This is a genomic window from Paenisporosarcina sp. TG20 (assembly GCF_000286315.1).
GTDB lineage: Bacteria > Bacillota > Bacilli > Bacillales_A > Planococcaceae > Paenisporosarcina.
Map to the genome: position 1 here is coordinate 1 of NZ_ALJG01000336.1, position 21,922 is coordinate 21,922.

Consider the following 21,922-nt stretch of genomic DNA (forward strand, 5'->3'; position numbering starts at 1 on the left):
GCGTCCGCCTGTAAACGGAAATCACTAGATTTGATACAGTTTGATATATACTTTTCAACTGATCATAAAATTGTGTGTGCTTTCTTAAAGGAACGGGCGCACTTACCCGGTTTTTCTTATGGCCTTCACAAGCGCAAGAGGTCTAAAGTAATCTTGAATTAAATAATTTTAATAAACTAATGATCACTTGACTTCCACTGCTTTTGAAGCAGCAATCAACTCACGTATACTATCTAAATCACCTGCATGCAACGCATCGATAATTCGACTACCAACAATTACACCATCTGCTATTTTACTCATTTCTCGAACTTGCTCAGGCGTAGAAATTCCGAAACCAGCCATAACTGGAACGGCACTCACTTCTTTTAATCTCGCTAAATGTTCCCCAACATTTTTTGCAAACTCTGCTCGAGCTCCAGTAATACCAGTCACCGTAACAGCGTACAAGAATCCTTCAGAAGCTTTTGCAATACGTTCGATTCGCTCAAGTGGGCTTGTTAAACTAACTAATTGGATAAGTGCTAAATCATGTTTACTAAATTCATCATGTACCAGTGGACTCTCTTCCAGTGGTAAATCAGGAACAATCAATCCACTCACACCATTGGTTGCACAATCTTGAGCAAATGCTTCGATTCCATATTTAAAGACTGGGTTCAAATAAGTCATTAAGACGATTGGTATTTTCACCTCGCCTTTTAAGTTTGCGATTGCTTCTAACACAGCACGCAATGTCACACCTTCAGCCAGAGCACGCTTGCCAGCCTCTTGAATTGTCGGACCATCTGCCACAGGGTCAGAAAAAGGAATACCGAGTTCAACCGCAGTGGCACCTGCTTCTTGTAGAAACAGGAGTTGTTCACGTAGTTTCGATAACCCACCGTCACCGGCCATAATATAAGGAATAAAAGCTTTTCCGCCTGTTGCGACTTGTTGTTCAATAGCAGACTGTAACTTTAATCTAGTCATTGTTTCCACCTCCAAGTGCATCACGCACAGTAACAACGTCTTTGTCTCCGCGTCCCGATAAACAAACTACGATAATTTCATCTTTGCTCATAGAAGCCGCTAACTCACCAGCGAAATGAATGGCATGGGCAGATTCTAGAGCGGGGAGAATACCTTCTGTACGAGCAAGTAATTGAACAGCTGCTAAGGCTTGATCATCTGTTACCGATGTATATTTAACACGCCCACTTTCATGTAGGTAGCTGTGTTCTGGCCCGATACCCGGATAGTCAAGACCAGCCGAAATGGAATGTGCCTCTTGAATCTGTCCAGCATCGTCTTGCAGTAAATACATAAGTGCACCGTGTAACACCCCTACAGAGCCTTTTGTTAATGTGGCAGCATGTTTATCCGTTTCTAATCCTGCACCCGCAGCTTCAACGCCGAATAGTTTAACATCTGTATCTTCAATGAATGGATAAAACATCCCCATTGCATTACTACCTCCACCTATACAAGCAACGATTGCATCGGGTAGACGGCCTTCTTTTTCAACAATTTGCTTGCGAGTTTCATCCCCAATGACACGTTGGAAATCACGTACAATTTTAGGGAAAGGGTGTGGGCCAAGTACGGATCCCATAATATAGTGAGTGTCGCCAACATTCGTCACCCAGTAACGAAGCGCTTCATTCACCGCATCCTTTAACGTTCTACTACCTTGTGTCACAGTCACAACTTTTGCCCCTAAAAGTTCCATACGAAACACATTTAATTGTTGACGACGAACATCTTCTTCGCCCATGAAAATGACACATTCCAAATCAAACAGCGCACAGACAGTTGCAGTGGCAACACCATGTTGACCTGCTCCTGTTTCAGCAACGATTTTCTTTTTTCCCATGCGTACAGCAAGTAAAGCTTGCCCAATTGTATTGTTGATTTTGTGAGCACCTGTATGATTAAGATCTTCACGTTTTAAATAAATCTTTGCACCGCCCATTTTTTTAGTTAAGCGTTCTGCAAAATATAGAGGGTTTTCTCTCCCTACATAATCTTTTAAATAATAACGAAAGTCTTTAATAAAGTCCTCGTCTTTAATGGCTAAATCATAAGCTGCCTCTAGTTCAATCACAGCCTGCATCAAAGTTTCAGGTACAAAGCGTCCACCAAAACGACCATAATGTCCATTTGCGTTAGGTTGGTTATAAGTTGTCTGCATGCTCATTCTCCTCTTCTCGCACTGCACGTATAAACGTGCGGATTTTTCCTGCATCTTTCCGTTTCTCTGTCTCCACCCCACTAGATACATCGACCATGAAGGGTTTTACAGTATAGATGGCCTCTTTTATGTTACTAGCAGTTAAGCCCCCAGCTAGAATGACTTTATCACTTGGAATGTTTGACTTTTCCAATAATGACCAGTCAAAAGAGTGCCCCGAACCACCACGATATTCAACGCCGGGTGCATCAAATAAAAAGTAATCTACTTCATATTCTGAAGCTCTTTTTACATCTTCTTCATTTGTTATCGATAGCGCTTTTATTGTAGGGAAGGAAACGTTTCGAGCATAATCGGGGCTTTCATCGCCATGAAGTTGAACAACATCAAGCGGCACCTCTTGTGCAATCCGTGTCACCTCTTCTATAGACTCATTGACGAACACACCTATTTTTAAAACATCATTTGGAACAGCTGTTGCTAGAAACTTCGCTTGTTCAAGCGTTATTTGTCGGCGGCTTTTTGCGAATATAAATCCTATAGCGTTAGCCCCAGAATCGACAGCTACCTTTACATGTTCAAGTTCCATCAATCCGCATATTTTGACTTTTGTCATCAAAAATCCCCACGTTTCACGTGAAACGAACCCAATGTTTCGTCAATATTTTTACTGCGCATTAATGTTTCACCAACAAGAACTGCATGGGCTCCGACTTGCGCAACAGTTAACGCATCTGTAGCATCACGAATTCCGCTTTCACTAATCAACACACGCTTTTCATGAAAAGGGAAGTGTCTAGCAATTTCTTTGGTGTTTGCTAAATCCACTTCGAAAGTTTTCAAGTTGCGATTATTTACTCCAATAAGTTTTGCATTTATCGATAAAGCTCGTTGTAGTTCTTCTACATCATGAACCTCTACTAAAACTTCTAAGTCTAAACTTGTAGCATAATCAAACAACTCTAGAAGATCCTGTTGTTCAAGAGCAGCTACTATCAATAGAATAATAGAAGCGCCTGAGCGTTTTGCTTCTTCGATTTGCAACCAATGGATAATAAAATCTTTACATAAAACAGGAAGCTTAACGGCTTCTGATACAATTTGTAAATCATGCATGGACCCTTTAAAAAATTGTTGATCCGTTAACACGGAAATTGCGGCAGCTCCTGCTTTTTCATAAGCCAAAGCTTGCTGTAGTGGGTTTACATTTCCTTCGATTAATCCTTTAGAAGGTGAAGCGCGTTTTATTTCAGAGATTACTTGTAAGTGTTGGGAATTATATAATGTCTCAAACAGTGATGGTTTTGCAACAGATACTTGCGTTAATTCAATGGACCCTTGTTGTTTTAATAGTTTTTCAACCTCTTGTTTTTTAACTTGTAATATCTTCTCTAAAATAGTCATGTGTTTACCTCCTGATGGATACGGTTTTGACTATAGGCAACAACCGATTCCATGGCGCTTAACGCTCGGCCAGTTTGAATGCTTTTTCTTGCTTGGTGGACCCCTTCTTGTATTGTCGATGCGACGCCAGCTGCAAATAAACCAATTCCTGCATTTAAAAGAACTGTATCTAAATAGGGTGAAGGTTCACCATGCAAAACATTTTTTAAAATATATGCATTTTCTTGTGCTTCTCCGCCACGTATGTCCTCAAGTGGCGCGTAAGATAAGCCGACATCCTGAGCATTTAACGTAAATGGAATAAAGTCTCCTTCATTCATTAGAACGAGGCGGTTATCCCCTGCTAGAGAGGCTTCATCCATTCCGCCTGCCCCTGTTAAAACGATTGCACGTTTTCTACCTAAACGATGTAGAACAGCTGCTAAATCCATTAATTTGTCTTGTCGATAAATTCCAACTAATTGCGAGGTTAGAGAAATAGGATTAGTTAAGGGACCAATAATATTAAAAATTGTTGGTTTACCCAAAGATTTCCGAATACCTTGAATCTTTTTCATCTTAGGATGGACATGTGGAGCAAATAAAAAGGCAATATTCGTTTGTTTAAGTAATTCATCCACTTCACGAGGTTGGAAATCTAAGGAGATACCTAGTTCCTCTAATACATCTGCACTACCTGTACGGCTCGAAATACTTCGGTTACCGTGTTTTGCAACTTTTAACCCCGCGCCAGCTAATACAAAGGAAGAAGTTGTGCTGATATTAAAACTTTGCGAGCCATCTCCCCCTGTGCCACAATTATCAAACACATGAGAGGTACTAGTTGGAATTTGAGTGGCATTCTCTTTTAACACTTCGACCAATGCTGCAATTTCATCTATGGTTTCGCCTTTAGTAGATAATGCTAGTAGAAAATCGGCGATTTCAATATCATTACTGTCATTTGAAAACATGGCATTTGTTGCTTCTCTCATCTCGCTGTACGTCAGTGAAGTGCCTGCGCGTACACTGTCTATAAATCTTCTCATCTGGATCTCTCCTCTACTAAAGCTATATCTGTTAGAAATGCTTGAAGAATTTTTGCTCCATCACGAGTCCCTATAGACTCTGGATGGAACTGCAAACCATACAGCGGATAATCTACATGTTGAATTGCCATAATACTTTGATCATCCATGGCAACGGCGGTTGATTTAAAACAAGGCGGTAAATCTTCTAATACCAACGAATGGTAACGCATAACAGGTAATGGTTGCGGTAAATATGCAAACATTCCTGCATGTGAATGACGAACTGAGGAAACTTTCCCGTGCATGACTTGTGGGGCGCGTTTTATCTTGCCTCCAAATGCAACACCCAACAGTTGATGTCCTAAACATACACCAAGCATCGGTATAGATTTATGGAATTCAGTAATGATCGATAGTGAATTCAATTTCTCAGTCGGTGAACCAGGTCCTGGTGATAAGACAATTGCTTTTGGATCCATCTTGCGGATGTCTTCTATAGAAATCTCATCATAACGCACAACTTTTACATCTTCGCCTAGAATAGATAAGCTTTGGTATAGGTTATACGTAAATGAATCGTAGTGATCGAGTAATAAAATCATGTCAACACCTCCAACAGCGACTTTGCTTTATGCAATGTTTCTTCAAACTCAGCTTGTGGATTGGAATCATACACAATTCCTGCTCCTGCCTGTACATAAGCAGTTTGATCTTTAACAACTAATGTTCGAATAGCTAATGCCGTATCGATATTGCCATTGAATCCGATATAACCAACAGCTCCCCCATAAACACCTCGCTTAACGTTTTCCATTTCTTGAATGATTTGCATCGCGCGAATTTTAGGCGCTCCCGATACCGTACCAGCAGGTAAACATGCAACAAGTGCATCTAGAGGATGGTAATCTTCGCTCAAAGTTCCGGCCACTTCAGAAACGATATGCATGACATGCTGATACTTTTCGATTTCCATGTACTTTGTTAAATGAATAGAGCCCACTTCACTAATTCGTCCCAAATCATTTCTTCCTAAGTCCACTAACATGCGGTGTTCAGCAAGTTCTTTCGGGTCTGCGAGAAGTTCTTTTTCAAGGGCAATATCCTCTTCAGGTGTCTGCCCTCGACGTCTTGTACCGGCGATTGGGTTCGTTGTCACTCGATTTCCTTGAATACTCATCAAGCTTTCAGGAGAAGCCCCAAGCACTACATGATCGTCAAAATCAACAAAAAACATATAAGGCGAAGGATTTTGTTTTCTTAGTTTTCGATATAATGCAAACGGATCACCTGTAAATTCTGCCTGTAAACGTTGTGATAAAACAACTTGAAAGATTTCTCCAGCGCGAATCAACTCTTTTGCTTGCAAGACATTATCGATAAACGTTTGTTGCGTTATATTGGATGTGAAAGAAAGTGAGGATTGGTTAGTCACTTCTTCCAGTTCTTTCATTGATAATTGACGCTCTACTTCTTCTATTTCACTTGGATTTGATCCTGTGTGTAAAATAGTAACATCTTGCTTAAGATGGTCATAAACAACAACAGTTTCATAGACAAGTAAGTGTATGTCTGGCATGTCTTTGTCGTCGGGAAGTGCTGGGCCAATGTCTTCATATTGTGCAATGATATCATAGCCAATATAGCCGACCGCACCGCCGCTAAATGGAAACTCATTTAGTTCCTCTGTTACTGGTAGTAACGTTTTTAATAATTCTATTGGTTTACCGATATGCACTAGTACTTCACCGGTTAATATGGAAGTCTCAACTAATTCATGATTTGCTCCTCGAAATTCTTTTACCGGATTTTGACCGATAAAGGAATAACGACCAGAAGCTTCATATTTTAAAGAACTTTCGAGTAAAAATTTTCGTGTCCCTTGTAATCGTTTGAAAATGGCGATGGGTGATAAAGTATCGCCGTTTATCGTCATTCTTGCTGTTTTTAATAGATTGGTTTGCATGTAAATCTCTCCTCTGCTCAGCTCATTGTTCTGTAGAAAACAAAAAAGTCCCCTGTCCATGAACAGAAAAGTTCATGGACAGAGGACGGAATGACCGTGGTGCCACCTCAAATTAAAAGCCGAATCTCGACTTTTACTCTAGAATCTGTAACGTAGATTAAACGTTTTCCCTTACTAAAATTCTGGGAAACTCTCCAAAGACCATTCACAACAAGTTGACTATCAGCTTCCACCAACCGCTGACTCTCTTTAAGACTCACTTGTGCTACTATTCTTTGTCATCGATTTCTCTCAGCTAAACTCAGCTCTAATCTTCATCGGCGATGTCGCTCTCGACACCTTCTGCCTATATACGGTAGAAAATTATAGTTTGTATTTATAACTGATATCAAAAAACACTATCAGTCTGATTAATGAAATAAAAAGTTGTCCTTATCTTAGTATGATTACAAGGAGATGTCAACTATAAAGTTACTCGAAAAAGCTAAAAACAACAATAATATTGTAATATTCTACTAATTTAGTTATATTTAAAATAATTAACTAGAGGAATATCATTATTATATGAAGGAGACTTTAAGAATATGAAATTTTTTATCTCTGTCGACATGGAAGGCATTACAGGCTTACCTGATCATACTTTTGTAGATTCGAAGAAACACAACTATGAACGTGCTCGTCGTATCATGACAAATGAAGCAAATGCAATTATAGAAGGGTTACTAAAAAAAGGGGCCAATGAAATTGTGGTCAATGATAGCCATTCACAAATGAATAACTTATTAGTCGAAGAATTAAATCCAGAAGCCATGTTAATTACGGGTGGTGTTAAACCTTACTCGATGGTACAAGCACTAGATGAAACGTATGATGGGGCTATTTTTATTGGTTATCATTCACGTGCAGGACAACCTGGTGTCATGAGTCATTCCATGATATTTGGTGTACGTAATATATATATAAATGAAGTTGAAATTGGAGAACTTGGTTTCAACGCCTATGTAGCTGGCCATTTTGGTGTACCGGTCATACTGGTGTCCGGTGATGATGGGGCATGCCGTGAAGCGGAAGCTCTAATTCCAAATGTCACGACTGTTGCAGTGAAAGAATCGATTACTCGCCAAGCGGTAAAGACAATGCATCCCAAAAAGTCACATGGACTGTTAACACAACATATTCAAAAAGCGGTTGATAATCGTCATTTGGTAAAACCACTCACACCACCGACAAACCCAACACTTCGTATTGAATTTGTAAACTATGGTCAAGCAGAGTGGGCAGCCATTATGCCAGGATGTGAAATTGAACCAGGAACTACGATTGTCAAATTTGAAGCAGTCGATATTTTGGAAGCGTACCGTGCCATGTTAGTTCAAGTTGAACTAGCTTCACAAACGACTTTCTGTTAATTGCTTCTATTAACCCTAATACCAATATAATGTTAAGATAATAAAGGGAAAGAACTAGATTATTATGTCGATATTAAAAGGAAAACTAATAGAATAGCCTGTAAAAGCGTATGGTATTGAAGGATCACATACGCACACTACATATCAGATAAGGAATAGAAGAATGAGAGGGTAAGGGGGAATATGGAATGTTATTTCAAACATCGACAACATGGGTTTGTTCAGTTGCAGTCGCAATGGTATGGACATCACCTGAATCAGTCCGTAAACAAGATGCAGTAATTTTAGGGAATCCAGTTCATTTTCCTAAATGGTTAGAAGAGTCAAAGTACGAAGACTTACTTAATTTATGTGATGGGAATTGCGTTCAAACTCAAGTATTATACGGAGAGCCTGTATTTATTAAAGAAATCGTCGGAGATTGGGCAAAAATAATATGTATATGGCAGCCTAATGAAAAAGACGAAAGGGGCTATCCTGGATGGATACCTCTAGTTCAACTAAAAGAAATGGAGCGTATTTCAGACTTTGGTTATGCGAAAGTTCGTTTACCTAAAGCACAGGTTTGGACAGAGGAAAGAAAACCATTACTTGTTGTATCATTTAATACTATTTTGCCGATTATCGATAGTGATGATGAGTATACGCGTGTCTACACCCCCCACGGTGAAGCCCTCATGTTGAGTGAAGAAGTTGAACACTCTCCGGGGATTGAATCATTTGTTAAACGGTCAGGAAATGACATAATTTCATGTGCTTCTAAATTCATTGAGAAACCGTGCTGCTGGGGCGGAATGTCTTCATACGGGTATGATTGTTCAGGTTTTAGTTACAATATGTTTAAAGCGCATGGATATTTTATTCCGCGAGATGCAGATGATCAAGCTAGGAGTGGGGAAGAAGTCGATATAACTAATTCTAGTAAGTGGGTTATAGGTGATTTATTATTCTTTGCGGATGAAGGTTCAAGTAAGGTTCGGCATGTCGGCATTTATTATGGTAACGGCCTTATGATTCATTCACCAACAACAGGACAAGCGGTTGAAATTATTGAACTCGAGGGAACGAAATTTGTGAATGAATTATGTGCAGTAAGACGCTACGTTAAAGTAGTGGAAGAAACGTCAGAACCCTTAAAGGTTGGATAACAATTACCTTTTAAAATACAGTATTTTTGCAAATGCCGATGAAGACATTTGCAAGTAGATTACTAAAGCTATATTAATAGTGAAATAATACATCAATCGGATATACAGACATTGATTTTCATTAAAAGTTGACCACTAGCTTATCAGGTTGTAAAGTAACCGCAAAAGGGTTGAAATATTATTCTAGCATTATAATAATCCAGAAATTTTATTTCGCTTATAAAGTTCATTGGTTTCTTTGGTATGTGTCATATCGCCTACACAGATGAATTCCCTGTGATTATCATCTATTTCCATTATAGTAAGGCTAGTTCCGTGAATAAACGGAGGTTCCCAAAGTAAATTTAGTTCTACACCGCTAAAATGGTTAATTAGACACTTTTTCACGACACCATGTGTCACAATCAAAACGTGGCCATTTGGATGTGCATCCTCAATTTCTTCAATTGCACATTCAATACGCTTTTTGAGCGTGTGGAAGTTCTCGCCAGAAATAGACTCAAATTGATCAGGGTGTTCATAGTATGTTTTTACTTGCTCCTTATAATCACGCTCGATTTCGGTTGATGTTTTGCCTTGCCATTCACCAACATTAATTTCCCTTAAATCTTCCTTTTGAATAAGTGGAATGTCGCGTTTCCCGATTATGAGTTGTGCTGTATGAATCGTTCTCTCACTTGTACTACTATATACAGCAGTAAGCGGCACTTCTTGAAGGTACTCACCTAATTGTATTGCTGCCTCTATTCCATTCGTGGTTAAAGGCGAATCAGCCCATCCTTGCATGCGTTGTTGTACGTTCCATTCAGTTTGCCCGTGACGTGTGATGTACAAGGTTAACATCTTATTCCTCATTTCAGTTACGTAAGTTTTGTATTTCCTATTTTCGCTATTGAAAATTCCTAGTATTTTTTTCGTACTATCATTGAAGGAGAGAAATAATTTTATGTTATCGTTTTTCGACAAGTACCAAAGTATGATACTTACTGTAATTTTAATTGGTTATATTCTTAATTCACTCTATATTGGTTCTGCTAATTTGTCATTCGTGCTATTCTTTTTAGTCGTCATTCTTCAGGTAGTGCGCATGCGAAAACATATTCTACAATTATCATTCCTCCAATTACTAGCAATTTTCGGACTAATTGTAGGATCTATAGTTGCACTTATTTTTATATTTATGGGCTTTAACCATATGATAAGTGTAGGTATCTTGTCATTCCCTAATTGGATGCTTATTTTCATTCAAATTGCATTGATCCTTATTATTTTATTAAGCGTTACTGCAATGGTTAGAAATTTATTTGAGCGATTTACAGGGCAGAAAGCTAAATAAAGAACAGAACGACGGGGGTATCCGAAAGTCATTTAAAATGACTTTACGGACATCCCTTTATTTATATTACAATTGGCTCTGTATACAAATCGAGTGATTTCCGTTACAACACACTTTCATGTTTCGAAGCTAGCAGCATAACGCTTTTCCAGCTGGAGTAGTTAGTACGAATAAAACACCGCAAACGAGCACGAATTGCGGTGTTTTTTTATCTATTGTTTTACTTCCAAGGCTAGTAATCCATACAAATGCATGTCGTGCCTTTTACCATCACGACGTCCAAGTGACTCCAAACTATTCCAATGTCGATATATGAGTAGGTCGTCTTTTCTCATGGCTGTTAATTGTCTTTTCAATCCTGAAAACACAGCTGCTCCCCCTTGTCATAAGTTTTTCTTATCTTAACTCATTATATCATTGTCATTTTCTTATTTAGAGACACGAAGTACAATAAAGTTAATAAGAGAGACAGGTGACGGCATGGACTATTTTATTTTGTACTTTATTGGTGTTATCGCTACGACAATCGGTACTCTAGCAGGCGGAGGAGGCCTCATTAGTTTGCCTACGATGTTGCTATTTGGCCTGCCAATCCATTCCGCTATTGGTGCAAACAAAGTCTCGAACACAGTGAGTTCTTTCTCAAGTTTTTTCACGCTATATAAACGTAAACAAATAACGTTGAGTGAATCTTTTTGGGTTATACCAATTAGCTTGGGAGGCGGAATCACCGGAGGTTTTATCGCCACACAATTATCATCAAATTTACTTTATATACTAGCAATTTGTCTTCTAGCTTTTGCTTTTATCACATCATTTATTGGCAAAGGTAATTTCACAGGAGAAAATCCATTGAAACTTACAGCTGTTAGTGGACCAGGATTATTTGGTATTGGGATATATGATGGCCTTTTTGGACCTGGTCAAGGAACATTAATGCTTTATCTGTTTAGTTACTTGAACATAGCTTATGTAAAATCAGTAGGATTGGTAAGATTAGCCACTTTTTCAAGTTGCTTCGGGGCGTCAATTAGTTACATCTCTTCAGGAGCTATCATATGGCCTTTGACATTTGCTTTAATGGCAGGCTCGATAACAGGAGCTCAACTAGGGGTACGCATTGCGGAAAAGTTAAAACCACAATATGTAAAACCAATCCTAAGAATAGTCACGGCGCTACTCATCGTACAATTAGTAATGAATAATATCATGTAGATAGTTTATTGAAAATTTCAACGTAAAATGACATACTAATGAAAAGAGGTGTTGAAATGGACAACCAAGTAGAGGACAAACATGTATGGTTAAAAGAACCACAAACCAAAATAGAAAGCTCACAAAATCACTATTCAGATGAGAAGTTTTGGAATAAAATTCTGAAATATAGTAAAAAGGCAGGAAAAACAACTGTTTATTCAAGCTTATTGTTATATTTCACAGCTAAAAATCCAGCGGTTCCAAAATCTGCAAAACTGACAATAATAGGTGCACTAGGATATTTAATTTTCCCAGCTGATGCATTGCCCGACTTCATTCCTGTTATTGGTTTAGTTGATGATGCAAGTATCATTGCATTTGCTTTGTATCAAGTGATTTCACATATTGACCAAGCAACCAAACAACGTGCACATGATCAAATGGTGGCATGGTTCGGTCAACCTGAGAAAGATATCGACATGGATGATCATTATTTGCCGGAAAAGTAAAATAGTGAACCGTTTTCGTAATGCGTTTTAATCTGAGGGGCAAAAACTTAATACACAACACAAAAGGACTATCAATTCACAATTAAATTGGTAGTCCTTTGTTTATTGATATATCACCGTTATTACTTTAAAATCTTGATATTTAGCTTTATTGGTAGCCTATTTGGTCGCACTACAATAGAAAAAGTTAATATTTTAAAGGTAAAAATGTGAACTAGGTTAGTTGAACAAGGAAAATTTTATCGCTTGTAGAAATGGATAGGATAGAAGGGGGATGAAAAATTGGAAAGAAAGTTTAGTACATTCTCAATTATATTAATTGTTATAGGAGTTTTTGTTGCATATATGGCATTTCCACCGATTAATATTGATTTTTTGGGTTGGTGGGGAATATTCATTGGTTTTGGTATCTATCTAACTGGCTTAGTACTTGGTATAGTTGCTTTCTTTAAGAAAGAAAAAGGGTTTATGAAGTATATCTCGTTACTTTCCATTTCATTAGGTGTTTTATTTATTACATTTCTTTATGCAATCGTCGGTAGTGTTTAACAAGGTAGAAGATTATACTGCTAATTAAAAATTATAAAAAGCAGAACACTGAATCTCAGTGTTTTTTTTATCATTTTCAAATCAAAAATGACGAAAAAGCACCGCTAAATGCGATGCTAATTCCAATTCGGTTTTAATAGCTATTTTTCAGTTCGCTCTTTTATAATTCATCAAACATATGTCCGAATTCTTGTAAAAGTGTACGGCCTAGCGTATTACTCCCTTCAGTCAAACCTACGTATAATCCAATTTGTCCTTTATAAATAAAAAATCCAGTATCATGTTCAATATTGTCTAACTCCCCAGTTTTATTGAAAAAAACAAATCCCTCATTCTTAACACCCATTGGAACTTTGTTCTTAAATTGATTATTTTCAAGAATATATAGCATGCTACGAAAAGCAGGTGAACTAGCCAATATTCGTAGACAAGCGACCATGTCGCGTGAACAAACCAAGTTTTCTAGACCTGCTAAAATCGCAACTTGATCTCTCATTTCACGCGCCAGCTTAGATTTGGTCATGCCAAGATGCTGCAAGTAAGTATTTAAACGTTTTAATCCATAGCGCCCAATCAAGACATTAGTAGCAGTATTGTCAGATACGACCATCATTAACACCAGCAAATCTCGAACCGAGAACATTCTTGATTCCGTAACAAGTGTTTGTAAAACTCCAGCCCCATCAACAATATCTTCAGGTGATACCTCAACTAGCTCCTCTAAATCTTTAGCATGATGAAATCCGTATAAAAAAATGGGCAACTTTATCAAACTAGCGGACTTAAAGACTTCATCAATATTTAAAGAATATTGCACTGTACCTATTGGGTACTCCATATGTAGACTATATTTCCCAGGAAATTTCGTAATACCCACAAATACACCGTCCTTTTTAAAGTAATAGAAAAATAGAAACCCAATCCACTTCAACTGTTTGTAAATGTTCTCTGGCTCCAGGTGTACTATCTCGACCCTATTCCAGCACTTTAAGAAAGATTGCGTTTCATGAATAGTTTAATAAATTATATTACAAATAATTCCCTTTTGTATAATATCAGTGCGTAACTTTGTGGAGATATCGAAAAAAGTGATAAGAGTGGTTAATACATTCCTAAAAATCGATATAACAGCATTTAATTGGGCAGAATTCAGATGATATTATTATAGGTGCTTTTATACCAGGAAAAGCGTCTTTTAGCTCGTGAATTTGTAGTTAAAAGAGGTGTTTATCCAACATTCTTATAAAGTCTGGAACTGAGCGGATTAAGTGGTGCAAAACATGGTAAGGGAATATTTTAAAGGGAAAATGAAACCCTCTCGTCTGATTTACGTATAGAAGAGGGCGACGCTATTTGGTAGTATGTAGCAGTAAATTATCTTCTTCTATTGATAATGCTAGAAAAAATTATAGGAACTAGTTGAGGTTACTTCTAATGATTAATTGTTTATTTAATGCATCCCTAATTTGAAGAAAGGCGTATTATCACGGATCTTTTAGAATTAACTCAATTATAAGTGAACCTTTACTTGTCGAAATCGTCATAATAATTGAAGGTCGAATGAACTCGAGTGAAGGAATTGAAAACATCCGTGATCTATATAGTAAAGATACAACATCATGGATGATGTCGCTATTTAAGGAAGGTGGAGAGTATGGAACAACAACCAATCGTTGAGCTAAAGCAGTTAACAAAATTTATTGGAAAAAAGAAGATTATTGATAACTTGAATTTGCAATTATTCCCTGGTCAAATAACCGGTTTTTTAGGGCCCAATGGTTCAGGTAAAACCACTACTATTCGAATGATGGTGGGCTTGACGCAACCGTCGAGTGGAGAAGTGATTGTAGAAGGTCAAACACTACATGATGATTTTGAAGAAGCCATGAGCAAAGTCGGCGTAATTGTTGAAAATCCTGAAATGTACAAATATATGTCAGGTTGGAAAAATTTACTGCATTTTGCACGCATGAACAATTCGATTACCAAAGAACGTATTACCGAAGTGGTTGAACAAGTAGGTATGCAAAATCGTATTCATGAAAAAGTATCCTCTTATTCACTCGGCATGCGCCAGCGTCTCGGCTTAGCTCAAGCCTTACTACACCGCCCTAAGTTTTTAATTTTAGATGAGCCAACGAACGGTTTAGATCCTGCAGGAATTCGCGAATTTCGTACATATTTGAGTAAAATCGCAAAAGAAGAAGGTGTGTCGGTCTTTGTCTCGAGTCACATGCTTTCTGAAATTGAACTTATGTGTGACAGAATTGCCGTGATTCAAAACGGCAAACTCATTAATATTCGTGAAATGAATCAAAAAGAAGAAGCACATTATTACTTTGAAGCTCAACCAGCCGAACAAGTTCGTGAACTTTTAGTTACTCACGGTTTAGTTCTTGAAGATAAAGGCCCAGGGTTTCTTAGTAAAGTAGAGCAAGACAAGATTCCAGGAATTATCCAAGCAATGGTGGCAGCAAATATTCAAATATTCGCAGTCCAACCATTCCGTAAAACACTGGAAGATCAATTCTTAGAAATGACCGGAGGTGGCCAAATTGCTGAATCTCATAAGAAATGAATGGATGAAATTATGGCATAAAAAAGCTACTTGGATTATGACAATCATGTTAGTCGTCATTCTAATAGGGGTCTCCGGTGTCATGAAATGGGCTGAATCAACTTTTGATCAAGCTGATAACCAGCCTTCTTGGGAAGAAAATCAAGCAGAAAATCAAGCATTTTTAACAACTCAACTTGCCGATCCTAACATAGATGATTCGTCTAAAAAACAATTGGAAAAAGAACTAGCTATTTCTCAATATCGTTTAGATAAAAACTTAGAACCAATGGATCCGAATGGCAGAGAACAATCTGTACTCGATTCTAGCTTCCTGTTGTCATTGGTTATCTTGTTTGTTGTGATTGCAGCTGCCGGTATAGTAGCCGCTGAATTCTCACAAGGGACAATCAAAATGTTATTAAGTAGACCGGTTAAACGTTGGAAAATCTTAACGTCGAAATATGTTACAACACTCCTTTTTGCTGTTCTATTAACAATAATTACTTTTATCTCATCGATGATAGCAAGTTACTTATTTTATGATTCAAGCGGTGGAGTAATATTAGACTATCGTAATGGTTCAGTTGAAGAAGTGTCGTATTGGGGACGCGTATTCGCATTGTATGCCCTACAGTTTGTAGGAGTGGTTGTCTATACAACATTTGCCTTCACAATTGGGAGTGTATTCCGTTCTAGTTCTCTCGCTATTGGATTATCGATATTCCTGCGATTTGTTGGACCACAAATCGTATTCTTCTTAAGCGAGTATGAAATCGCAAAATACATCCTGTTTACCCATACTGATCTAACAGGTTATATCACAGGTAATATGTTTATTCCAGGTATCACTTGGCCTTTTTCAATCGCAGTTTTGACTGTATATATGTTAATATTCTTATTCATAAGCTTCTGGTCATTCACAAAACGAGACGTTACAGCTTAACAGTAAGCAACCGTTCCTTTTCGGAGGAGCGGATTTTTGTGCGACGGGCAGTTATATGTGACACGGACCTTGTCATAATGTCACATTACACACACAATGGTCCTGTGGGATATCTAGAATCAGGTTACTTGGTGGGGATTGATATCTTCAAACCATTGCAAAGAAACTACGGAATTTAATAGGTAGTGAAAACGATGATAGAATGGAGTGATGGCAAAAAGGATAAGTAAAATTCCTGAAACAATCATGAATTTAATTATCTGCTGTCACCAAACTAAAAGGAGGAGAATATAAGTTGAAAATAAGTGTTTTAGGAGGGGGAAGCGAAGTTGGAGCTTCCTGTTTACATATTCAGATTGGAGAAACGACTTTATTGATTGATGCAGGAATGAGGATGCAAGGAGATGATTTACTTCCAGCGCTTGGGTTACTTGATGAGCTAGGCTCTCCTGACTGTATACTTGTGACACATGCGCATGCAGATCATATCGGAGCCCTTCCGATTGTACATTCACTGTTTCCATCTGTGCCCGTTTATGCCACTCCACCTACTGGGGATTTAATGAAGATAATGATGAAAGACGCATTTAAAATATTGGAACAACGCGCCAAAACAACGAATGGTCTGCCACCTTATACGGAAGTGCAAGTAAATTCATTACTTAAATCGCTCCTACTGTTTCCAGCTAGTGGTGTGTTAAAAGTTGGGAATGTCACAATTACAAGTTACCGTGCTGGGCACATTTTAGGGGCAGTGATGTTTTTAGTCGAAGCCGAGGGAGAAAGCCTACTAGTGACGGGCGATATAAGTTTTAAAGCCGGACGTACAATACCCGGCGCTGAAGTTCCGCATGGCGTTCATCCGGATGTCGTCATTATGGAGTCAACCTATGGAAATCGCATACATACGGACCGCAACACAGAAGAAAAGCGTCTAAGCGACCATGTTTCCGAAGTAATTGCAGGTGGGGGATTTGCTCTTATTCCGGCGTTTGCTCTAGGCCGTGCTCAAGAAGTTCTACTTGTCCTTCAAGATTATATGGATAAGGGTTTGATCCCAGAGTTTCCGATTTATGTCGATGGGCTTGTCACACCGATCAGTCGAATTTATAAAAACTATCCGCACTTTTTGAAAGGGCCGGTTGCGCACCGTATTAGGAGAAATGGGGATGCATTTTTAACTGAAGGTAGATGTAGAGCTGTTGCACCGCAAGAACGAGAGGCAATTTTAAAAGGAAAACCGGGTTGTATCGTCGCTTCATCAGGAATGTTGACTGGCGGGGCAAGCGTTTGGTATGCGGAACGACTTGTTTCAGGGGAAAAGAACGCAATCTTCATCACTGGTTATCAAGATGAGGAAAGCCCTGGTAGAAAACTACTCGATCTTGCTGATGGATTTAAACAGACGCTCGACTTGAACGGAAAAACTCATACGGTGAAATGCCGTATTGGGAAATATGGCTTATCTGCACATGCTGATGCGAATGAAATGAATCGATTCATTCAAACGTTGAAGCCGTCCTACACATTACTTGTTCATGGAGATGATGAGGCAAGAAAGCGCCTTGGAGAGCTCATTGATCCGCGTTTTCAACCTATCCTTGTCGAAAATGGGGAAACGTATTCATATGAAAAACGGAAGTCTGGGAAAGGCGTTGCAGGAAAAAGATATAAAAGCAATGATGCAGCCATAATTCTTCGGGAGAAAATCGGTTCTCTTCTGTTATACCGTTCTGAAGATGAAGAAGTATTGAAGCTTGCTATTTGTACAGGGGTTCATCCGAAAACAAATGCCCTTATTTGTCAAACACTTAAAGGGAAACCGGTCAGACTTCAAGCCCACCAAGTGGCTGAAACAATCGGACGTTGGAACGGGCCAATCGATGAATTACAACAAACGGCCAGTGAAGTGTTTGCTTTTTGTCGACCCATTCTTGAGCAGGTGATTTGGTCGGAATTGCCGAACGCAGAGATGACACTTCACGCCATTTTTGAACTGCTCGAATTGACCGATATAAAGGAGAAACTTGCGGTAGCAGTGGCACTTCAAAGCTTCTCAGAACAAAACCGAATCGAACAAGGTGATGGAACGGTTCGTTATCGTGTCGATGCGGAGATGGAAATAGGATTGAAGCAAATGACACTACCGATTCAGGGAATCAAAATGAACCCGGCTGCTGCAATGGACATGGCTAGACATATACTCGCGAGTCATCCACGTTTCATGCGTTGTGGCGTGAATAACCTCGGAACTGGTCATGAACAGCTGATGCTCCACTTCGACTTCCCCAACGCTGTACCGGAAAGCGAACGTGTAGATTTGGCCGATTCCCTTCTACGAGAAACAGGTTGGGACACCTCTATTTCTGATTCCGTCCGTCAAGATCTTTTGAACAATCACCTAGTGAAAATGGTAGGTCCATCTATCGGTACTCCGTCGATTCATCTACATGAACGGGCGGTAGCCGTATCAGTAAAAAGGCCTGAGAATGCTAACCAACTTATTGAACAATTTAAAAGGATAACCGGTTTCCAAATACAATTTAAAGAAGATGCCCACGCCGAACCGACATCCGGCAATAAAGATATCTTCCAAGTGGAAGCTTTCGAAAAACGGATGGAAAACAATCAAGCACTTGAAGAAACGAAACGATGGGCAGAAGATCGAAGCATTACCATTTATAAAGTCGGTATTAAACTAGAGATTTTGGAAGTCCACTTCATCTCACCGGAAATTGCTATCCGTCATGAAGACGACTTGGAAGAACTATCTTGGCGCATCGGCCGCCCGGTCACTTACACAAAAAATCCGAAGCAAAATGAAATTATCCGTATTACGTTGGAAGCCATTCCTCCTTCATGGGAACTGAAGAAAAATCCGTCTATTCATATGGACAGGAAATCGGTAGCCGTGAAGTTAACAAAGCTTCCAGATGTTGAAGAGCAGAAAAGAGTTGTTGAAAAAATTATAAATGAGACTGGCTATATGTTAGAAATAAGCAATTAAGATCGTAAAGGCTATTCGGCAGCTAGGTGCTCCGAATAGCCTTTTTAAACATATAAGAATAGCTTGGGCCCACGGGATGTGGGTCATGAAGGCGTTGCGACACGATGTCGCGCATTTAGCCTTCCATCCTAAACTCATTCGAAAACAAGTTTTCGATTCAGATGCTCCAGCACCGGAGTCGGATTAGAGTGGCCTGTTCCACATGGGCCCTCCTTGGAGGGTCATGAAGCCGTTCTTCAGGCTTCGAACCAAAACTGTCAAGCTAGAGAGACACTTTGCGATTTTCATATACTGATAAGAAGTATAATATTTTGGATATCAGTATAAGAAAAGACATCATCTTGCACCATTGTGGGTGCAAGATGTGTTTTTTAAAAGGAATTTAGTCAGTTTGAATCATTGAAAGAAGGGTAGAATTTTCGTAATATGGGGAAAAACGTTTAAAGAAAGGAGGAGTTCGCTTGAAAAAACTATGGCAAGGTTTGAAAATAGTATTATGGCTGGTCATCGGCGGACTCTTTTTTGTTTGGGCACACAATGAACTAGAAATTCGAGAAGAACGTCAAGAAAGACCTTTGCCAATAGGAATGCACCCAATTGTTGAACTAAAGAGCAATCAATTAATTGATAAGGCTGAAGATATAGGAATCCCAATCTTAATAAGTGACGACTTTCGCTCAGTAGAACACCAAAATGAATTGTACGAAAAAGGACGTTCTGTTGAAGGAAGTATCGTGACATATGCACGCGGTGGAGAAAGCTATCATAATTATGGACTCGCAATCGATTTTGCTTTGATAAATAGCGATGGCACCATTAGCTACGACTTGCAACAAGATAACAATGGGAACGGTGAAGCAGACTGGTTCGAAGTTACTCGTATTGGAAAAGACCTTGGATTTTCATCAGGAGCAGATTGGCCTAGGTTTAAAGATTATCCTCATCTAGAATATACTTTCGATTTATCTATCCGAGATTTGCAAAATGGATGGCGACCTGTGGATAAAATAAAGGAAAATTCACCTTCTCAATAAATTAAAAAAACACTCTAATTTACTTAACTTTAATAAGTTCTTAAAATATTCTTATTTAGCATATCCATAGGTACACCAATGATGAAAACGCTTACTAAAATTATTAATAATCAAAATTGTCAGAATTATTAATAATAAGGGTTGATTTAGTCTTTGAATGGTTGTATTATTCATATGCAATACCAATTCGAATTAACTTGATTCACAAAAATGAATGAAACAAAGTTAAATACAAGACTTATTTGCAAGTTAATTAAGAAGATTATATTTTAAGAGAGAAGAGTGGTTATTTATGAGTGAAAATCAATGGATATTCTTAGGTGAAAAATTTGTTAAGAAAGAAGATGCAGTTGTTTCCGTATACGATCACGGATTTTTATATGGTGACGGGGTATTTGAAGGAATACGAGTTTATAGCGGAAATGTTTTTAGACTTGAAGAACACCTTAAACGGTTATATGAATCTGCACAATCCATCATGTTAAATATTCCTTATACAAAGGAAGAGATGGTGCAAATAATTGTAGAAACCATTCGTAAAAATGAACTTGATAGTGCATATATTCGTGTCGTAGTCTCACGTGGTAAGGGCTCTCTTGGTCTTGACCCGTCCTCTTGTTTTCAACCAAGAGTAATTGTGATAGCTGAAAAACTAGCGCTTTTTGCGCAGGAACTATATAGAACAGGCCTTAGAATTGGATCTGTAGCAACTCGTAGAAGTAGACCAGATGTATTAAGCCCACAAGTGAAATCGCTTAATTACTTAAATAATATTCTTGTTAAAATTGAAGCCAACCAGGCTGGGGTAGATGAAGCCCTTATGTTAAATGATCAAGGCTACGTAACAGAAGGCTCAGCAGACAACATTTTCATCATTAAAAATGGAACTATCATCACGCCTCCAGTATATTTAGGGGCTTTAGAAGGAATTACACGTAATGCCATTATGGATCTTGCAAAGAAAAATGGCTATGAAGTAAAAGAATCACCATTTACAAGACATGATGTATATGTGGCGGATGAAGTGTTCTTAACCGGTACAGCAGTAGAGGTTATTGCAGTCATTGAAGTAGATAGAAGAGTTATAAGTGATGGTAAACCAGGAAAAATTACGAACCATTTGTTATCTGAATTTAGAAACCTAGTAATCACAGATGGAGTCCAATGCTACCCTGGGCATGCAGTAGTAAGTTAATGCGAATCTGAATTTTAAAGCAAAATTAAGGTAATTGAGCTAATCACCATTTTGAATTAGGTGATTAGCTTCTTTTATTGTCTTGAAATAATTTATTTAAAAACACTCAAATCAACTCGCCCGTCGGCCAAAAAAACGACATCTTCGCTTTGAAGTAACATCCGTTGAAACTCTTTTGACTCATCTCCTGGTACAGAGATTTCTCCTCGAATATTAACGACGCGATGCCAAGGCAATGAATGTTTTTCACTCATCGTATGTAAAATCCTCACTACTTGTCTTGCTGCACGTGGACTACCAGCCATCCGTGCGACTTGTCCATAAGTAACAACGAACCCCTCCGGTATGTCTTTTAAGACGCGTACTACTTCTTCTGTAAATGGTTGCATACTAAATCACTCCTTACTCTATTTATTTAATCAAACTAGCTACAACATGTCGACTCTGTATGATATATTACGAGTAACATACAGAATAATAAGGAG

General features: G+C 38.5%; 22 protein-coding genes and 1 other annotated feature. Of the genes, 11 read left to right on the top strand and 11 right to left on the bottom strand.

Translation table 11 applies throughout. The features are described from left to right. Positions 1-183 precede the first annotated feature (183 nt). From trpA to trpE, 7 genes are read right to left on the bottom strand one after another with little or no spacing between them, the layout of a single operon-like run. A complete protein-coding gene (gene trpA / locus B371_RS0114725) occupies positions 184-972 on the bottom strand; it encodes a tryptophan synthase subunit alpha (protein WP_019415078.1) in 789 nt (262 codons plus the stop codon). Then, the gene (gene trpB / locus B371_RS0114730; RefSeq protein ID WP_019415079.1) at positions 965-2,173 is read right to left on the bottom strand and encodes a tryptophan synthase subunit beta; all 1,209 of its coding nucleotides are present in this window, start codon (positions 2,171-2,173) and stop codon (positions 965-967) included. Before trpB ends, trpA begins: the two co-directional genes overlap by 8 nt. Beyond that, on the bottom strand, positions 2,157-2,789 hold the full coding sequence (locus B371_RS0114735) for a phosphoribosylanthranilate isomerase (RefSeq protein WP_019415080.1): 633 nt from the start codon (positions 2,787-2,789) through the stop codon (positions 2,157-2,159). The genes trpB and B371_RS0114735 overlap by 17 nt, the downstream gene beginning before the upstream one ends. Continuing rightward, positions 2,789-3,577 (bottom strand): indole-3-glycerol phosphate synthase TrpC, encoded by a 789-nt coding sequence (gene trpC, locus B371_RS0114740; RefSeq protein WP_019415081.1) that lies wholly within the window; start codon positions 3,575-3,577, stop codon positions 2,789-2,791. Before trpC ends, B371_RS0114735 begins: the two co-directional genes overlap by 1 nt. Continuing rightward, positions 3,574-4,605: an anthranilate phosphoribosyltransferase gene (gene trpD / locus B371_RS0114745; protein WP_019415082.1), complete on the bottom strand. Its 1,032-nt coding sequence runs from the start codon at positions 4,603-4,605 to the stop codon at positions 3,574-3,576. The genes trpC and trpD overlap by 4 nt, the downstream gene beginning before the upstream one ends. Then, entirely contained in the window at positions 4,602-5,189 is a 588-nt protein-coding gene (locus tag B371_RS0114750) for an aminodeoxychorismate/anthranilate synthase component II (protein ID WP_019415083.1), read from the bottom strand. Before B371_RS0114750 ends, trpD begins: the two co-directional genes overlap by 4 nt. Then, complete coding sequence (gene trpE, locus B371_RS0114755) at positions 5,186-6,550, bottom strand: anthranilate synthase component I (RefSeq protein WP_019415084.1); 1,365 nt, start codon at positions 6,548-6,550, stop codon at positions 5,186-5,188. Before trpE ends, B371_RS0114750 begins: the two co-directional genes overlap by 4 nt. A gap of 78 nt (positions 6,551-6,628) precedes the next feature. Continuing rightward, positions 6,629-6,841 (bottom strand) — a binding site (T-box leader). A gap of 293 nt (positions 6,842-7,134) precedes the next feature. On the opposite strand from trpE, the gene B371_RS0114765 reads away from it, so the two are divergent. Together B371_RS0114765 and B371_RS0114770 are read left to right on the top strand one after the other, a co-directional pair. Next, positions 7,135-7,959, top strand: coding sequence for a M55 family metallopeptidase (locus B371_RS0114765; protein ID WP_019415086.1), 825 nt, complete (start codon positions 7,135-7,137; stop codon positions 7,957-7,959). Positions 7,960-8,147: 188 nt separating this feature from the next. Further along, positions 8,148-9,107 (top strand): C40 family peptidase, encoded by a 960-nt coding sequence (locus B371_RS0114770; RefSeq protein WP_019415087.1) that lies wholly within the window; start codon positions 8,148-8,150, stop codon positions 9,105-9,107. Between the two features lie 189 nt (positions 9,108-9,296). Here B371_RS0114770 and B371_RS0114775 read toward each other — a convergent pair whose 3' ends face one another. Beyond that, on the bottom strand, positions 9,297-9,950 hold the full coding sequence (locus B371_RS0114775; protein WP_019415088.1) for a histidine phosphatase family protein: 654 nt from the start codon (positions 9,948-9,950) through the stop codon (positions 9,297-9,299). A gap of 103 nt (positions 9,951-10,053) precedes the next feature. On the opposite strand from B371_RS0114775, the gene B371_RS0114780 reads away from it, so the two are divergent. Continuing rightward, positions 10,054-10,443, top strand: coding sequence for a hypothetical protein (locus B371_RS0114780; protein ID WP_019415089.1), 390 nt, complete (start codon positions 10,054-10,056; stop codon positions 10,441-10,443). 212 nt (positions 10,444-10,655) lie between these two features. Here the strand turns inward: B371_RS0114780 and B371_RS23580 are convergent, their stop codons facing one another. Further along, complete coding sequence (locus tag B371_RS23580; protein ID WP_019415090.1) at positions 10,656-10,811, bottom strand: hypothetical protein; 156 nt, start codon at positions 10,809-10,811, stop codon at positions 10,656-10,658. Between the two features lie 112 nt (positions 10,812-10,923). Here B371_RS23580 and B371_RS0114790 point away from each other — a divergent pair, with 112 nt between their 5' ends. The 3 genes from B371_RS0114790 (at position 10,924) to B371_RS0114800 (ending at position 12,698) form a co-directional block, all read left to right on the top strand. Beyond that, entirely contained in the window at positions 10,924-11,658 is a 735-nt protein-coding gene (locus B371_RS0114790; RefSeq protein ID WP_019415091.1) for a sulfite exporter TauE/SafE family protein, read from the top strand. Positions 11,659-11,714: 56 nt separating this feature from the next. Next, the gene (locus B371_RS0114795; protein WP_019415092.1) at positions 11,715-12,149 is read left to right on the top strand and encodes a YkvA family protein; all 435 of its coding nucleotides are present in this window, start codon (positions 11,715-11,717) and stop codon (positions 12,147-12,149) included. Between the two features lie 282 nt (positions 12,150-12,431). After that, positions 12,432-12,698 (top strand): hypothetical protein, encoded by a 267-nt coding sequence (locus B371_RS0114800; protein WP_019415093.1) that lies wholly within the window; start codon positions 12,432-12,434, stop codon positions 12,696-12,698. Positions 12,699-12,858: 160 nt separating this feature from the next. Here B371_RS0114800 and B371_RS0114805 read toward each other — a convergent pair whose 3' ends face one another. Next, the gene (locus tag B371_RS0114805; protein ID WP_019415094.1) at positions 12,859-13,575 is read right to left on the bottom strand and encodes a serine hydrolase; all 717 of its coding nucleotides are present in this window, start codon (positions 13,573-13,575) and stop codon (positions 12,859-12,861) included. A gap of 777 nt (positions 13,576-14,352) precedes the next feature. Here B371_RS0114805 and B371_RS0114810 point away from each other — a divergent pair. The 5 genes from B371_RS0114810 to ilvE all read left to right on the top strand — a co-directional run bounded on the left by B371_RS0114810 (position 14,353) and on the right by ilvE (position 21,437). Next, positions 14,353-15,276 carry an ABC transporter ATP-binding protein gene (locus B371_RS0114810; protein ID WP_019415095.1) on the top strand — a complete coding sequence of 308 codons (924 nt, stop codon included), beginning with the start codon at positions 14,353-14,355 and terminating at the stop codon, positions 15,274-15,276. Next, positions 15,245-16,201 (top strand): ABC transporter permease, encoded by a 957-nt coding sequence (locus B371_RS0114815; RefSeq protein WP_237721545.1) that lies wholly within the window; start codon positions 15,245-15,247, stop codon positions 16,199-16,201. Before B371_RS0114810 ends, B371_RS0114815 begins: the two co-directional genes overlap by 32 nt. Positions 16,202-16,496: 295 nt before the next feature. Next, complete coding sequence (locus tag B371_RS0114820) at positions 16,497-19,208, top strand: MBL fold metallo-hydrolase (protein WP_019415097.1); 2,712 nt, start codon at positions 16,497-16,499, stop codon at positions 19,206-19,208. 461 nt (positions 19,209-19,669) lie between these two features. After that, positions 19,670-20,242, top strand: coding sequence for a M15 family metallopeptidase (locus B371_RS0114825; protein WP_019415098.1), 573 nt, complete (start codon positions 19,670-19,672; stop codon positions 20,240-20,242). Between the two features lie 292 nt (positions 20,243-20,534). Then, complete coding sequence (ilvE, locus tag B371_RS0114830; RefSeq protein WP_019415099.1) at positions 20,535-21,437, top strand: branched-chain-amino-acid transaminase; 903 nt, start codon at positions 20,535-20,537, stop codon at positions 21,435-21,437. Positions 21,438-21,529: 92 nt separating this feature from the next. Here ilvE and B371_RS0114835 read toward each other — a convergent pair whose 3' ends face one another. Further along, a complete protein-coding gene (locus tag B371_RS0114835; RefSeq protein WP_019415100.1) occupies positions 21,530-21,826 on the bottom strand; it encodes an MGMT family protein in 297 nt (98 codons plus the stop codon). Positions 21,827-21,922 lie beyond the last annotated feature (96 nt).

Excerpts from the sequence above, each read along its gene's own strand:
- trpA (WP_019415078.1), bottom strand. The coding sequence starts at position 972 with ATGACTAGATTAAAGTTACAGTCTGCTATTGAACAACAAGTCGCAACA.
- trpB (WP_019415079.1), bottom strand. The coding sequence starts at position 2,173 with ATGCAGACAACTTATAACCAACCTAACGCAAATGGACATTATGGTCGT.
- B371_RS0114735 (WP_019415080.1), bottom strand. The coding sequence starts at position 2,789 with ATGACAAAAGTCAAAATATGCGGATTGATGGAACTTGAACATGTAAAG.
- trpC (WP_019415081.1), bottom strand. The coding sequence starts at position 3,577 with ATGACTATTTTAGAGAAGATATTACAAGTTAAAAAACAAGAGGTTGAA.
- trpD (WP_019415082.1), bottom strand. The coding sequence starts at position 4,605 with ATGAGAAGATTTATAGACAGTGTACGCGCAGGCACTTCACTGACGTAC.
- B371_RS0114750 (WP_019415083.1), bottom strand. The coding sequence starts at position 5,189 with ATGATTTTATTACTCGATCACTACGATTCATTTACGTATAACCTATAC.
- trpE (WP_019415084.1), bottom strand. The coding sequence starts at position 6,550 with ATGCAAACCAATCTATTAAAAACAGCAAGAATGACGATAAACGGCGAT.
- B371_RS0114765 (WP_019415086.1), top strand. The coding sequence starts at position 7,135 with ATGAAATTTTTTATCTCTGTCGACATGGAAGGCATTACAGGCTTACCT.
- B371_RS0114770 (WP_019415087.1), top strand. The coding sequence starts at position 8,148 with ATGTTATTTCAAACATCGACAACATGGGTTTGTTCAGTTGCAGTCGCA.
- B371_RS0114775 (WP_019415088.1), bottom strand. The coding sequence starts at position 9,950 with ATGTTAACCTTGTACATCACACGTCACGGGCAAACTGAATGGAACGTA.
- B371_RS0114780 (WP_019415089.1), top strand. The coding sequence starts at position 10,054 with ATGTTATCGTTTTTCGACAAGTACCAAAGTATGATACTTACTGTAATT.
- B371_RS0114790 (WP_019415091.1), top strand. The coding sequence starts at position 10,924 with ATGGACTATTTTATTTTGTACTTTATTGGTGTTATCGCTACGACAATC.
- B371_RS0114795 (WP_019415092.1), top strand. The coding sequence starts at position 11,715 with ATGGACAACCAAGTAGAGGACAAACATGTATGGTTAAAAGAACCACAA.
- B371_RS0114810 (WP_019415095.1), top strand. The coding sequence starts at position 14,353 with ATGGAACAACAACCAATCGTTGAGCTAAAGCAGTTAACAAAATTTATT.
- ilvE (WP_019415099.1), top strand. The coding sequence starts at position 20,535 with ATGAGTGAAAATCAATGGATATTCTTAGGTGAAAAATTTGTTAAGAAA.
- B371_RS0114835 (WP_019415100.1), bottom strand. The coding sequence starts at position 21,826 with ATGCAACCATTTACAGAAGAAGTAGTACGCGTCTTAAAAGACATACCG.